This window comes from Candidatus Poriferisodalis sp. (assembly GCF_965203655.1).
In the GTDB taxonomy this organism is placed as follows: Bacteria; Actinomycetota; Acidimicrobiia; order Acidimicrobiales; family Poriferisodalaceae; genus Poriferisodalis.
Window position 1 is genome coordinate 463,038 of record NZ_CBDBDD010000009.1, and the last position, 13,240, is coordinate 476,277.

Genomic DNA, 13,240 nt, shown 5'->3' on the forward strand with positions numbered 1-13,240 from the left:
TGAGTCAAAGGTAGGAACCGAGTTCCTCTGTCCTGACAATTCGCACTCTGCTCCTCGGGAACTGTGCCTCGAAGAGGACGATGACACGGCCGATGCCGGTGGCTGATGGGGCACGTAGGCCGCCGAACCCTGCCCTTGCGACTGCTTCGCCTACCTGTTGGCAGCGAGTCCAGTTCTCGGCGACGATGTCGTTGAAGCTGAGCCCGGCTGTCTTGAGAGCGTCGGGCGCGGCGAGATCTGCGAGGTGGACGCCGTTAAGGGCGACGTGGTGCAATGCGCGCGGAAGCAATGACGCGGCACCCCGGCCTTGTCCGTCCGCCATTCGCTGGAATTCGGCAATGCACGTCGGCAACGAGTCGGCCAGATAGATGGCGGCACTGCCGCTGGGACGATTCCATCGACCGCCGAATTTTTGGGATCCGCCGCCGGAGAGCGGTTGGCGACCGGGGGACGTGTGCCGGAAGGCCACTGCGTGGAGCACGGTCGACGAGAAGTCGGTCACGAGTTTCGGAGCAGCGCATGTGGCCGCGGGGGTCCGGAACTACACAGTGACGCCGTCGGCCAGGGCTTCAAGAAGCGCCACAACCGATCGGTAGTCGCCGGCGGCGATGCGGTCGGCGGGCGAGTCGTGGTCGAGCAGCCGGTTGGGGGCGAACAACCAGAGCGACAAGTCGGTGGGTTGGATGACCGCGGTCGCCTGCTCGGCCACGTAGGCCAACTCGAGCAGCCGTTGCCGGGCATCAGGCTGCGGCCTGCTGCCGCCCCGGTTCCAGCGGGCAACGGTGCGGGCGGACATGCCGACCACGCGCCCGATGTCATCTTGTGTGAGTTGAGCAGATTCTTGAAGAGCTTGGACGCGCTCGGCGATACCGGTCGACATGTCCCAACACCTCTCGCTACGCCGCTTGCGCACTGTTGTGTCAGTAGTTTTGACTTAGTTCTGTCAAGTAGAATAGCATGTAATATGGCATTGATATCGGACAGCCTGTCGAAGAGCGCGGTCTCGTCTGCTCGATGACCCGATTCTCTGTGACATTGAGGCGTGAGTCGCTCATGGCGAGAGCGCATGCCGACGAGACTGCCCGAAGCTCCCGCTCGGACCATCATGGTTTTTCGGTCTCAGCGAGCGAGACCTGGGTCGGCGGATACATCAGCGCGTAGGGTGCGCGGCCATGGCGTTGGGATTGCCGTCGGTGCTGGTCGGTTCATGGACTGACGACGACGCAGCCACCGGGGTGACCGTGGTGCTCCCGCCGCCAGGCACCTTGGGCGCCATGGCCGTGCGCGGCGGTGCGCCGGGGACTCGCGAGGCCGCTGCGCTGAGTTCGACGGGCGCCGGCGTCGAGTGTCACGGGGTGGTGCTGTGCGGCAACAGCGTCTTTGGCCTTTCTGCGGCGGACGGCGTCGTGCGCTGGTGCGCCAGCCAGGGCCGCGGGCTTGACATTCGCGACAGCATCGTGCCGGTAGTGGGCGCGGCCGTCGTGTACGACATCCAGTCTCCGGACAGCGAGCGTCCGACCGCGGCGGCGGGATGGGCTGCCTGCGAGGCGGCCAGCGCGGACGAGCCTGCGACCGGTCGGGTCGGCGTGGGGCGGGGCTGCACGATCGGCAAGGTCGCCGGCCGGGATTTCTCTGTGCCCGGCTGGCTGGGCGCTGCGGTGGAGCGCTCGGGCGATGTGGTCGTCGGTGCGCTGGTGGCGGTCAACGCCCTAGGCGACGTGATCGACACTGACGGGACCATGCTGGCCGGCTGCACGGCGCCGCCAGGGGCTGAGCGCTATCCGCATGACCCGGTCGAGGCGATTCCCGGGTTCACCGGGCGCGGCACCGAAGAGCCCGAGTCGCCCGAGCGTGGCAACACGACGATCGGCTGTCTCGTGACGAATGCCCGCCTCACCAAGCCAGAGGCCTGCCGAGCGGTCGATCTGGCGCACACGGGAATTGCCCGGGCAATCGAACCCCCGCACACGAATTTCGATGGTGACGCGCTGTTCCTGCTCGCGACCGGAGAGGTCGACACCCAGCCGGACCTGGTGGCAATGCTGGGGGCTGCTGCCGTTGCCCGAGCGATCCGATCGGAAATCGTTTCCTAATCCGGCCGTGATTGTGGCAATCTGGTCGCACCAGAGAAAGGGGGTGGTCCAAGCAATGCCGAAACGCAACAGGACTCTGGAGGTGGCCGGGCGCTGAGGCGGCCCGCTTCCGAGAAGGGGACGTCTCCATCAGGTGGCGACTCCAACCCGGACCACCGAACCCCACAAGATCCGCGTGTTGGTCCTCACGCGGCCGCTGCCCCGCCAACCGGCGGAGGCGCGAACACGATCTTCGGGTAGCAGCAGGCCCCTGCTCAGTCGAGCGGGGGCCTGCTCGCGTCTGAGGGCACCCAACCAAGAGGCTGAGCCCCGGGCCCGAGCGGCCCGCGAGCGAAGCGAGCTAGAGCGGCAAGCACAGGGCGAAGCCGTGGCCCGAGCGGCCCGTGAGCGAAGCGAACATGAGCGGGGAACGAAAGGTTCGACGACGGGAAGGTGCGCCTACCCACGCGGCCTCTAGGGTCCGCACATGGACTTCGACTGGCCGGACGATGACGATCCTCGCCGCGTCGCTGTGCGCGACTGGCTCGACGATCACGACGGAAATCCGAGCCAGGAAGCGCTGGCACACGCCGGATACGTGGCACCGCACTGGCCGAAGCCCTACGGGCTGGACGCCGACCCCATCACCCAGCTGCTAATCGACGAGGAGCTGGCCGTCGCCGGCGTGAAGCGCCTGGCGGGCGGCATCGGACTGGGCTGGGCGGGTCCGACGATCATCTACGGCGGCACCGACGCTCAGAAGGAGCGCTACCTGTGGCCGATCCTCACCGGCGAGGAGGTGTGGTGCCAGCTGTTCTCCGAGCCCGACAGCGGCTCAGACCTGGCGAACCTGGCCACACGAGCGGTGCGAGACGGCGAGCGGTACATCGTGAACGGCTCGAAGATCTGGTCGTCAGGAGCGCACCGCAGCAAGTTCGGCATCCTCATCGCCCGCACTGATCCCGATGTGCCCAAGCACCGTGGCGTGTCGTACTTCATCTGCCCGATGGACACGCCCGGCTTGGAGTTGCGCCCGATCATCGACATGACCACGGCCTACTCGTTCAACCAGACGTTCTTCACCGATATGGAGCTGCCGGTGGAGAACCGGATCGGCGACGAGAACGACGGCTGGCGGCTGGCCAAGATCACGCTGGGCAACGAGCGAGTGTCGCTCTCGGGCGAAGGAGCGTTGTGGGGCAGCGGCCCCAGCGCTGCCGACCTGCTCGACGTCGTGCGGTCGGCCGGGGGCGTGTCAGATCCGGTGATGCGCGACCGGGCAGCGCGACTGCATATCGAAGGCGAGGTGCTGCGGCTCATCCGGCTGCGAACGCTGAGCGCCCGCCTGCACGGCCGCCAGCCCGGGCCCGAGGCCAGCGTGCGCAAGGCGTTGGCAGACGATCACGGCCAGCATGTCATGGGGCTGGCCAAGGACTTGGCCGGCGCTCACGGACTGCTCGCCAACACGGGCCCGCTGGGCACATCGCCGGAGTTCCCCAAGACCCAGGCCGTGGTGGAGGGCTGGAACGGCTGGCACGGCGGCTACCTGTTCAGCCCGGCTCTCACGATCGGCGGCGGTACTTCGGAAGTGCAGCGCAACATCATCGCCGAGCGGGTGCTGGGCCTGCCCCACGACGTCGACGTGGAGTCCGGCAAGTCCTGGTCGGAGGCCCGAGCCTCCCTCGCCTGAACGTCGCTGATCAGATCGGGCTGATCAGATCGGGATCGGCCCTCGGTTAGCGGCCAGTGAACGTTGGCGGGCGCTTCTCGAGGAATGCCTGGACGGCTTCCTTAGTGTCCTCGGTGGTGAAGTTGAGCGACTGAGCCATGCCTTCGCCTTCGAGCGCAGTGGCGAAGTCGGCCGAGGCGTTGAGGGTGAGCAGGCGCTTGGTCATCGCAACGGCGATGGGCGGCCCGGCCGCGAGACGATCGGCCCAGTCGTCGACGAATGCGTCGAGCTCGCCGTGGGGCACCACCTTGTTGACGATGCCGAAGTCTTCGGCCTGCTTGGCATCGATGACGTCAGCGAAGAACGCCAGCTCCTTGGCGCGGTGCAGGCCGATGAGCCGAGGCAGGATCCAGGTGCCGCCGAAGTCGACTGACAGGCCACGACGGGCGAAGATCTCGCTGAAGCGAGCCTGGTCGGAGGCCACGATCAGGTCGCAGGCGAGGGCGAGGTTCATGCCGGCGCCGGCTGCCACCCCGTTCACCTTGGCGATGACTGGCACCATGATCGAGTACAGCGCCGACACGGTCTGGTGGATCACGTTCAGCCCCTGCAGCGCATGCCGCCGTGGGCCGTCGCCTCCATCGGCGGCCAGGTCAGCGCCGCTGCAGAAGGCGTCGCCCGCACCGGTCATCACCACGCAGCGCACCGTGGGATCACCGCCGATCTCATTCCACGTCTCGCGCAGCTCGGTGAACATCTGCGGGCTCGCCGCGTTGAGGCGCTTGGGCCGGTTCATCGTGATGGTGACGACGCCGTTGTCCGCGGCGTCGATGATGAGCGTCTCCAGTTCTGCCGATTCCATGAGTGGCGACGCTAGTGGTGGGACGCGGGTTGCGCCCGAGGGCTCAACCTCGATGCTTGGCCCACGCGGTGAGGCGTTCGACGGTCTGGACCATGTCGTCGTTGCTGCCTGCGAACGAGAACCGGATGTAGCGATGTCCCTCTGCGGGGTCGAAGTCGATGCCGGGCGTGGTGGCGATGCCGAGTTCCGCGAGCCAGGTCGCGGCCAGCTCAGCGCTGTCGTCGGTGAGGTGATCGACGTTGGCATAGATGTAGAACGCCCCGTCAGGCGGGGCGATGCGATCGATCCCTGCCGCGGGCAGGCCGTCGAGCAGGATCTGGCGGTTCGTCCGGTAGCGGGCGACGTTGGCTTCCAGCTCGTCGATGCTGTCGAAGGCGCCGAGTGCGGCGTGCTGGCTCACCGTGGAAGCGGCGATGGTGGCGTTCTGGGCGAGGCGCTCGACGGGTGAGACCAGATCGGGCGGCAGCACCAGCCAGCCCAACCGCCAACCGGTCATCGAGAAGTACTTGGAGAAGCTGTTCACCACGACCGCGCTCGGGCTGTGCGCCGCAGCGGTAGCGGCTTCGGTTCCGTAGGCGATGCCGTGGTAGATCTCGTCGGAGATCAGCCGCACGCCGGCGTCATGGCACCAGCGGGCTAGCCGGCCCAGTTCGTCTGCCATGAGCATGGTGCCGGTCGGGTTGGCGGGACTAGCCACGACCAGCCCATCGAGCGGGCCGGCGCTCGTGACCATGTCTGCGCTCAACCGGAAGCCCGACTCGGGCGTGACGGCAATCTCGACGACCTCGATGTCCAGTGCTTCGAGCGTGTTGCGGTAGCAGGGATAGCCGGGCGCAGTCACCGCCACCCGGTCGCCGGCCTCGAAGCATGCCAGGAACGCGAGCGTGAATGCCCCGCTGGCGCCTTGGGTAACGACGATGCGGCCCGGGTCGGTGTCGTGGCCGTACCAGTCGGCGTAGTGCTGGACCAGCCTCGTGCGCAACGGTTCGATGCCCACGGCCGACGTGTAACCCAGCACGTCGTTGTCGATGGCCGCCTTGGCAGCAGCGCGCGCGCCTGCCGGCGCCGGGGTAGATGGCTGGCCGACCTCCATGTGCACCACACCGCCGCCGGCAGCTTCCCGGTCGGCGGCAGCCCGCATCATCTCCATCACAAAGAACGGCGCAATGTCCGCCCGCTCGGAGACCTTCAAGCCGCTCACGAAGCGCCGCCGTGCCGTTGCATGGCGTCAGAGGCTAAGAGACAGAGCCCTGGGCCCGAAGCGCAGGGCGTTGCAGGGCTCGGCATCCCTCAGGCCGAGCGGAGCGCCTCGGTGGGAGACACCCGCGCAGCTCTGATCGCCGGGTACAAGCCGGCGATCACGCCGATGGCGACCGCCGCAGCGAACCCGCCGATCAAGGCAACTGGTGGAATGATCACGCGCCATCCTTGGGCGAGCGAGTACCCGTAGGTCACCGCAACCCCCAAGAGCACACCTGCTGTGCCGCCCAGGGTCGCGAGCGTCAGAGCCTCGGTGAAGAACTGCCGACGGATGTGCGCCCTCGTCGCCCCGATGGCGCGCCGGAGGCCGATCTCCCCGCGACGCTCAATGACCCCGATCACCATGACGTTTGCCACGCCGATGCCGCCCACCAACAGCGCCACCGCGCCTAAGCCCAAGAACAGCGAGGTGAAGGAGCTCTCCGCGGCTGACCTGGCTTCGAGCAGATCCGACGGCCTGCTGATTTCCGCCTCCTCGGGATTCTCCGGGTCGACCGTCGCGGCGAGCACGTCTCGGGTCGCATCGATGTGGTCCTCGTCAACGCGTACATACACCGTGGCCGGAGCCAGCTCGGCGTCGTAGTAGCGCTCGGCTGCCCGGTCGCCGATCAGCACAGCGCGATCGAGGTTGGCGGCGAGTGCGAAGGGCTCGAGAACTCCGGCCACCTCGACCCAGCGGTCGCCGATGTACAGCCGCACCGGCTGGTCGAGGTTGCGGACTCCCAGGCGTTCGGCGGCGACCGCCCCGACCACCGCCACCGGATGATCGCGGGTGGCCTCCGTCAGGAATGAGCCGAGGGCGATGTCGCCGTTGAGGGCGCCCAGGAGGCCCGGATCGGTGCCGTACACGCTGATGCCCCCGGTGAGGTCTTCGGGCACGAGATCGTTGCGGTACACGCCCGCGTCGACTGCGTACACGGCGGACGTTGCCTCCACTGTGGGCACGCGGCTGACCGTCGCAACCGAGGTCTCGGGCAGGGCCGCATCGCCCGCACCGAAGCCCGAGCCTGCCTCGATGGTGAGCAGATTGGTGCCGAGCGCGCCGATCTGGTCGAGCAGCGCCGACTTCGACGAGTCCGACAGGCCCAGGACAGCCACCAGCGATGCGATGCCGATGGCAATGCCCAGTGCCGACAATGCCGAGCGGAGCCGGCGCGCTGCCAACGATCCGAGACCGACCCGCGCTGTCTCGGATGCGCGCAAGCGGCTCGGCGCCAGGTTCATTGCGGGATCGTCCCTGTGTCGCGCACAAGACGCCCGTCGAGAATCTGCAGCTGTCGGGGCATCGCAGCGGCGATTGCTTCGTTGCGGGTGATGACAACAATTGTCCGACCTTCGTCGTGCAGCGAGAACAGCAGCTCGATGATCGAATTCGACGAGGCGGAGTCGAGATTGCCGGTGGGCTCGTCGGCCAGGACAAACGCCGGCCCGCCGACGAGCGCCCGGGCGATGGCGACGCGTTGCATCTCACCGCCGGACAGCTCGTCGGGTTTGTGCCATCTGCGCGCACCGAGCCCGACACGCTCGAGCACAGCCTCGGCCGCCTTGCGCCGATGTGGCCGGGTCGCGCCGGTGTACAGCAGACCGTTCGCCACGTTGTCGATCACCGCTATCCCAGACAGGAGGAAGAAGCGCTGGAACACGAAACCGACGCGCCGACCACGGATAGCCGATAGCTGGTTGTCCGTCAGCAGCGAAGTGTCGGTGCCCTCGATCAGCACCGAACCGCTGGTGGGCTGATCGAGCGTGCCCATTACGTTGAGCATCGTCGACTTGCCGCTGCCCGACTGGCCGACGACTGCGACCATCTGACCCCGGCCGATCTGCACCGAAACGTCGTCCAGCGCCTTGATGGGCGGCGATCCCGGATAGATCTTGGAAACGTCGCGCAGCTCGATAGCCGGTGGTTGCGGATCGGGCACGGCCCTCCGGTCGCTCAACGGGGAACCACCACTCGCATGCCGGCCTCGAGTTCTGGGCTGAGCACTTCGACGTCGCCGTCGACGAACAGTCCCGTCTCTACGCCGATCAAGCGAGCGCTTCCGTCGTCGGCGAGAACCTCTACAGCGCTTCCTCCCTCGACGAGGGCAACCAGCGCGGTGGCGGGCACGACCAAGGCATCTGCAATGAGGGTTTCGGTGATTTCCACCATTACCGACGCGCCGATCCATACCGCCGAGGCTGGGCTATGGAGCTGAATGGTCAACTCGACGATGTTCTCGCCCGTCGCGGGGTCGGCGACCGGGGACGGATTGATGGCGACAACGGTGGCTTCGACATCGGTGCCATCGGGCAACTCCACGTTGACGATGATCCCCTCGCTGACCAGGTCCCTGTCGCCGAGGGGAAGGTTGGCGGCGACGCGCTGGGTGGTGGCCATGACACCGCCGGTCGGCGTCTCGATCACCGTCAGCGACGCAAGCGTCGTACCGGCTGGCAGATCCTGGCCCACCTCGATGCCCGTCGACCAAGGCCCGATCTGCACCGGACCATCGACGAACAGCACATCAGCGGTGCCCACTGTCGCGTCGACGCGGTGTCCGACTTCCTGCTGCCAACGCTGCACTGCCGCGGCCGTGGCCTCGTCGAAGACGCCGTCGGCGACCCGCTGCTCCCGGTCGAGGTAGCCGAGCTCGACGAGGTTCTCCTGCAGCTGACGGACATCGTCGCCGGAGGTTCCCGGCTCCATGGTGCGATATGCGGGCATGCTGCCGAACAGGACGATGAGCGAGTCCTGACCCTGGCTGAGATCAGCCCAGTTGGCCTCAGCGGCGTTGAGCCCTGCTTCAGCACTCTGGACTGCCGACGTGAGCGTCGCGAGCTCCGTTTCCGACGGGGGAGCCAACAGGTCCGCCAGGGCCTCTTCCGCAACCAAGATTGCTGCGTTCGCGGCGTCGATCTCTGCGTCTGAGGGGCCGGCGCGCAGGTCCGAAAGTGCTTCTGAGGCAGCGGCGAGATCGGCCCGCGCCTGGGCTCGCGTCGCCTCGGTGGGATTGTCGAGAAGGTCGAGTGTTTCCTGTGCCGCGAGCACCTGTGCTTCGGCATCGTCGATCTCTGCGTCCGACGGGCCGTCGGTGAGATCGTCGAGTGTTTCCTGTGCGGCGAGCACCTGTGCCTCTGCCTCATCGACCTCAGCTTCGGTCGGACCGGCGAGGAGTTCGTCGAGCGCCTCTTCGGCGGTCAGCAACACGGCGCGCAGTTCGTCAATCTCGGCGTCAGTGCCGCAGCACTGCAGTTCGTCGCGGAGCCGTTCCCAGGCGATCGCCACAGCCGCTTCGGCCGATTCGATCTCGGCTTCCGATGGCTCTGCGAGCAATTCTGCGAGTGCTTCCTGCGCCGTCACCAAGTTGGCCTTCGCCGAGTCGATCTCGGCTTGTGTTGCTCCGGCAATCAACTGGGCAAGATGCTCTTGCGCGGCGGCGAGGTCAGAACGGGCCTGCGCGCGCAGCATCCGTGGGGTTGTCGAGGTGCTCGAGAGCTTCCGCAGCAACGGCCACAGCCGCCTCGGCGGTGCGGATCTCAGACACAGTGGGCGCTGCGATCAGCTCGTCCCGCGCCTCGATGGCCGTGGCAACATCGGCTCGTGCCGCGGCCATGTCGGCATCCGAAGGCCCTGCTCGGGCGCTGCTCAGGTCGTCTTCAGCAACCATGAGCGAGTCCTGCGCCGATGCGACTTCGGCCAGCGCATCGGCGGTTTCCGCGTCGGTCGGGGGATCCAGGATCAGGTAGATCGATTCGCCCCGGCCCACGACGGTGCCCTCGGCAGCAAGATGAATCAGCGATCCGTCGCTACGGGCGGCGAGTGTGACTGTGCCTTCGTAGTCGAGCGTTCCTTCGATCTCGAGGTACTCGGTGAGGTTGCGCTGTTCGATCAGCGTCGTGGTGAGGCTCGACTCGGCCGCGTCGCTCAAAGTGTCGTCTGAGCCATCGCGGAGGAGTACGAGCGCGACGATGAGCACGATCCCAGCGATGACGATGAGCACTGCGGCGACAGCGGCAACTCTGGTCCGTCGGCCTGTGCGCGCCATGCTCATTGTCCCGCCTGCGGCTGACCGCCACGCTGCCCCGGGGCGATCGACACCTGCTCGGCGCAGATGTCCATTGCGGCGCTCACATCGGGATCGTCGAAGTCCAAGTCACCGAACGGGCGAGCGGCCCCGCCGCCTCCGCCAGGGCCGAATCCGCTGGTGTCCGGGTCGCCGACGTCGATGCCGTTGTCGCGCAGGCACTGGGCGAATTCGAGCAGTCGGTCGGCCCGCTCGGCCTGGGCCTCCGCGAAGTCCTGACTGCCTCGGCCGAACGCGAGGCCTTCAAGTAGGCCCCCGCATGCTTCGCGCGCTGCCGGCAGATCCGGATCGCGCCCGATGCGCTGCAGATTCTCTGCCGACTGGGAGGCACCGCCGGCGCCCGGCCGCAGACCGAAGCTGATCGTGCCGTCAGCCTCGACGATCGGGTCGGGGAACTCCACGCCGTTGTCGCGCATGCACGCTGCGAACTCCAGCAGGCGCTCCTCGTCGCCGACGGCTTCGTCGGCGCCGTCCTGTTCTGCGTCAGTCGACGCCGTGTCGGTCGATGCAGGAGCTGTGGTTGCGCTTGGTGAAGCGGGCACCTCGGAAGGTCCGTCAGAGCCTGCAGCCGTGAGCGCTTCGGCGGCACTGGTCGACGTGCTGTCAAGCAGCGTTGGCAGGCCGTTCTGGTTGCCCTCTGAGCAAGCCATTGCCACCAGTGACATGACTGCCGCGATTGCGAGCAGCGATGGGCGGAAGAATCTCAGCACGCGGGTTCGCCTCCGAGTAGCCGTAAGGGGGTGCACGCACGGTACGAAGCCGAGATGAGAAGAATCTGAGAACGCGGCACACGGGCACGCGCCCACAGCGGCTCAGTAGTCGATGCCCTTCTTGGCCGCGATCCCCGAGTCGTAGGCGTGCTTGGCCTTGCGCATCTCGGTCACGGTGTCGGCGAAGTCCGTCATCCACTCCGGCGCATCACGCCCGGTCAGCACCAACGAGACATGCTCTGGCCGATCCCTGAAGGTGGCCTCCACGTCTGCGGCGTCGATCCAACCCCAGTTGAGCGGGTAGGTGATCTCGTCGAACACCACCAGCCGGTGCTCACCCGCCGACACCAGTTCCTTGCCGTGCCGCCAGGCCTCGCGGGCCTCGGCTTCGTCACGCGTCAAGTCCTCGCTGTCCCAGGTGAAGCCTTCCCCCAACGACCAGAAGTCGATGCCGAGCGGTTCGGCCATCATCTGCTCGCCGGTCACCCAGTCTTCGGACTTCAGGAACTGCACGACTGCGACCGGCCAGCCTCGGGCGCGTGCCCTCATTGCCGTGCCGAAAGCCGCGGACGATTTGCCCTTGCCGTCGCCGGTGTTCACCACCACGAGGCTGCGCGCTGTGCGCAGCCCGTCGGGGCGGGGATCCTCGGTGGGCGGCGATTCGGTGTCTGACGGTATGTCGTTCATCAGGACTCCTTGCTGGTGGCGAGCACTGCCAACTCCGCTGCCTCGAATCCGGGAACCGGCGCGGAGGTAGGGACGATGACCGGCCCCTCCGGATCGTCGATCACGCGGACGTGTGCCCCGAAATGCTGAGCGATGGTCTCCACCGTAAGCACTTCAGCAGGCCGACCGCACTGCGCGATCCGGCCGCCGGAGAGCACCGCCACGCGGTCGCCGTAACGGGCCGCGAGCGTCAGGTCGTGCAGCGTCGCGATGACGGTCAGGCCGCGCTCGCGCCGCAGCGTCTCGACGAGTTCGAGCACGTCTTGCTGGTGCCCGAGGTCGAGCGCCGTGGTGGGCTCGTCGAGCAGCACCACTTCGGTCTGCTGCGCGAGCGCCCGGGCCAGCACGGTGCGCTGGCGCTCGCCGCCAGAGAGCGACTGCACGGTGCGCTCGCTGAAGCCTCCGAGATCCAGCCGTTCCAACACTTCTGCGGCGATCCTGCGATCGCCAGCGGTCTCGGCCGCGAATACGCCGCGATGTGGCGTGCGTCCCAGCAGTACGTAGTCGGCCACGAGCATGCCAGGGGGGATCACCGGAGTCTGCGGGACATAGGCGACGTGACGGGCTCGTGCTGACCGGCGGCGATCGCGCAGCCCGTTGATGTCGATGCTTCCCCGGAACGGCACCAGCCCGAGCACAGCCCGCAACAGGGTGGTCTTGCCTGCGCCGTTGGGCCCGATGACGTTGACCCACTCGCCGGCTGCAACCTCCAGGTCGGCGCCGCGCAGCACAGGAGTGCTGTCGAGCGTCACGCTCAGCGATCGGATCCGCACAGCCATCACCAGACCTCCCGGCGCGACGTGCGGAGCACGAGCACGAAGAACGGTGCGCCCAGGAAGGCGGTGACGACACCGATCGGCAGCTCCGCCGGCGAGAGCACCGTGCGCGCCGCCAAGTCGGCGAACACCATGAAGGCGCCCCCGAACAGCACCGACAGCGGCAGCACCACCCGGTTGCTGGCCCCGAACGCAAGCCGCACCGTGTGAGGCACGATGATCCCGACGAAGCCGATGAGCCCGCTCACCGAGACGGCAGCGGCCGCTGCCAGCGATGCCGCCAGCACCACGACCAGGCGAACTCGCCGCGGATTGACACCGAGGGCTGCAGCCTCCTCGTCGCCCACCGCCAGCACGTCCAGCGCCCGGCGGTAGCGCATCACGACGGCTGCGGTGAGCACGAAGTAGGGGAGCATCAGCGCGGGCTCTGACCAGCCAGATGTTGCGATCCGGCCGAGGATCCAGGCGATGATCCTGCGAAACGCATCGCTGTTGGCCTGCAGCACGTAGGTCTGGCATGCCGTCAGGAAGCTGGCGACGGCAATGCCGGCGAGGATCAGCGACGCCGTCGAGCGCCCGCCGAGATGGCCCGCCGCGTATGACACCGTGACGGCCACGAGTCCCCCGGCGAATGCAGCGAGGGGCACCGGGTCGAGTGCACCGGCACCATCGCCCACATTGGCGGTGATGGCGATCGTGGCGCCGAGACCTGCACCGGCGGCGATGCCCAGCAGGTACGGGTCCGCGAGCGGGTTGCGGAAAGCGGCCTGGTAGGTGGCACCGCTCATGGACAGCGCCGCACCCACGAGCAGCCCGAGCACGACGCGAGGCAAGCGGATTTCCCGGACGATCGCAGCGTGTGCATCGCTGAGCCCCGAGTCGAATGCCAAGCCCGGCAGCGCGTCCGCGAGCTCGAGCGCCACCCGATGTGCGCTGATGCCGACCGGCCCGATGGTGAGCCCCGCGATGACGGCCACGACGACCGCAGCGGCGCCGATGCCGAGCTGCCGCAGCCTCAGATCCGCAGCCTGCAGTGCCGCGTCGGCGCTGGCCCACGAGCTGGAGCCGGTCGCGCGAGCGTCAGTCACGGCAGCGTTC

At 67.6% G+C, this 13,240-nt stretch carries 14 protein-coding genes; 2 read left to right on the forward strand and 12 right to left on the reverse strand.

Going from position 1 to position 13,240, the window contains the following annotated elements; all coding sequences use genetic code 11:
• Window positions 1–4: 4 nt before the first annotated feature.
• Window positions 5–502 carry an RES family NAD+ phosphorylase gene (locus tag ACOGW9_RS13475; protein ID WP_419912077.1) on the reverse strand — a complete coding sequence of 166 codons (498 nt, stop codon included), beginning with the start codon at window positions 500–502 and terminating at the stop codon, window positions 5–7.
• A gap of 39 nt (window positions 503–541) precedes the next feature.
• A complete protein-coding gene (locus tag ACOGW9_RS13480) occupies window positions 542–880 on the reverse strand; it encodes a helix-turn-helix domain-containing protein (RefSeq protein WP_419912079.1) in 339 nt (112 codons plus the stop codon).
• A 292-nt stretch (window positions 881–1,172) separates the two neighbouring features.
• Between ACOGW9_RS13480 and ACOGW9_RS13485 the strand changes: the two genes are divergently transcribed.
• Together ACOGW9_RS13485 and ACOGW9_RS13490 are read left to right on the forward strand one after the other, a co-directional pair.
• On the forward strand, window positions 1,173–2,093 hold the full coding sequence (locus tag ACOGW9_RS13485; protein ID WP_419912081.1) for a P1 family peptidase: 921 nt from the start codon (window positions 1,173–1,175) through the stop codon (window positions 2,091–2,093).
• A gap of 466 nt (window positions 2,094–2,559) precedes the next feature.
• The gene (locus tag ACOGW9_RS13490) at window positions 2,560–3,762 is read left to right on the forward strand and encodes an acyl-CoA dehydrogenase family protein (protein ID WP_419912083.1); all 1,203 of its coding nucleotides are present in this window, start codon (window positions 2,560–2,562) and stop codon (window positions 3,760–3,762) included.
• Between the two features lie 46 nt (window positions 3,763–3,808).
• Here the strand turns inward: ACOGW9_RS13490 and ACOGW9_RS13495 are convergent, their stop codons facing one another.
• The 10 genes from ACOGW9_RS13495 to ACOGW9_RS13540 form a co-directional block, all read right to left on the reverse strand.
• Complete coding sequence (locus tag ACOGW9_RS13495; RefSeq protein WP_419912085.1) at window positions 3,809–4,603, reverse strand: enoyl-CoA hydratase/isomerase family protein; 795 nt, start codon at window positions 4,601–4,603, stop codon at window positions 3,809–3,811.
• A 43-nt stretch (window positions 4,604–4,646) separates the two neighbouring features.
• Window positions 4,647–5,804, reverse strand: coding sequence for a pyridoxal phosphate-dependent aminotransferase (locus tag ACOGW9_RS13500; RefSeq protein ID WP_419912087.1), 1,158 nt, complete (start codon window positions 5,802–5,804; stop codon window positions 4,647–4,649).
• Between the two features lie 89 nt (window positions 5,805–5,893).
• On the reverse strand, window positions 5,894–7,087 hold the full coding sequence (locus ACOGW9_RS13505; protein WP_419912089.1) for an ABC transporter permease: 1,194 nt from the start codon (window positions 7,085–7,087) through the stop codon (window positions 5,894–5,896).
• On the reverse strand, window positions 7,084–7,803 hold the full coding sequence (locus ACOGW9_RS13510; RefSeq protein ID WP_419912091.1) for an ABC transporter ATP-binding protein: 720 nt from the start codon (window positions 7,801–7,803) through the stop codon (window positions 7,084–7,086). The genes ACOGW9_RS13505 and ACOGW9_RS13510 overlap by 4 nt, the downstream gene beginning before the upstream one ends.
• A complete protein-coding gene (locus ACOGW9_RS13515) occupies window positions 7,800–9,314 on the reverse strand; it encodes a peptidoglycan-binding protein (RefSeq protein ID WP_419912093.1) in 1,515 nt (504 codons plus the stop codon). The genes ACOGW9_RS13510 and ACOGW9_RS13515 overlap by 4 nt, the downstream gene beginning before the upstream one ends.
• On the reverse strand, window positions 9,289–9,891 hold the full coding sequence (locus ACOGW9_RS13520) for a hypothetical protein (protein WP_419912095.1): 603 nt from the start codon (window positions 9,889–9,891) through the stop codon (window positions 9,289–9,291). Before ACOGW9_RS13520 ends, ACOGW9_RS13515 begins: the two co-directional genes overlap by 26 nt.
• A gap of 2 nt (window positions 9,892–9,893) precedes the next feature.
• Window positions 9,894–10,640 carry a hypothetical protein gene (locus tag ACOGW9_RS13525; protein ID WP_419912097.1) on the reverse strand — a complete coding sequence of 249 codons (747 nt, stop codon included), beginning with the start codon at window positions 10,638–10,640 and terminating at the stop codon, window positions 9,894–9,896.
• Between the two features lie 102 nt (window positions 10,641–10,742).
• On the reverse strand, window positions 10,743–11,327 hold the full coding sequence (cobO, locus tag ACOGW9_RS13530; RefSeq protein WP_419912099.1) for a cob(I)yrinic acid a,c-diamide adenosyltransferase: 585 nt from the start codon (window positions 11,325–11,327) through the stop codon (window positions 10,743–10,745).
• A complete protein-coding gene (locus ACOGW9_RS13535) occupies window positions 11,327–12,145 on the reverse strand; it encodes an ABC transporter ATP-binding protein (protein ID WP_419912101.1) in 819 nt (272 codons plus the stop codon). The genes cobO and ACOGW9_RS13535 overlap by 1 nt, the downstream gene beginning before the upstream one ends.
• Window positions 12,145–13,230 carry a FecCD family ABC transporter permease gene (locus ACOGW9_RS13540; RefSeq protein WP_419912103.1) on the reverse strand — a complete coding sequence of 362 codons (1,086 nt, stop codon included), beginning with the start codon at window positions 13,228–13,230 and terminating at the stop codon, window positions 12,145–12,147. Before ACOGW9_RS13540 ends, ACOGW9_RS13535 begins: the two co-directional genes overlap by 1 nt.
• Between the last annotated feature and the right edge of the window lie 10 nt (window positions 13,231–13,240).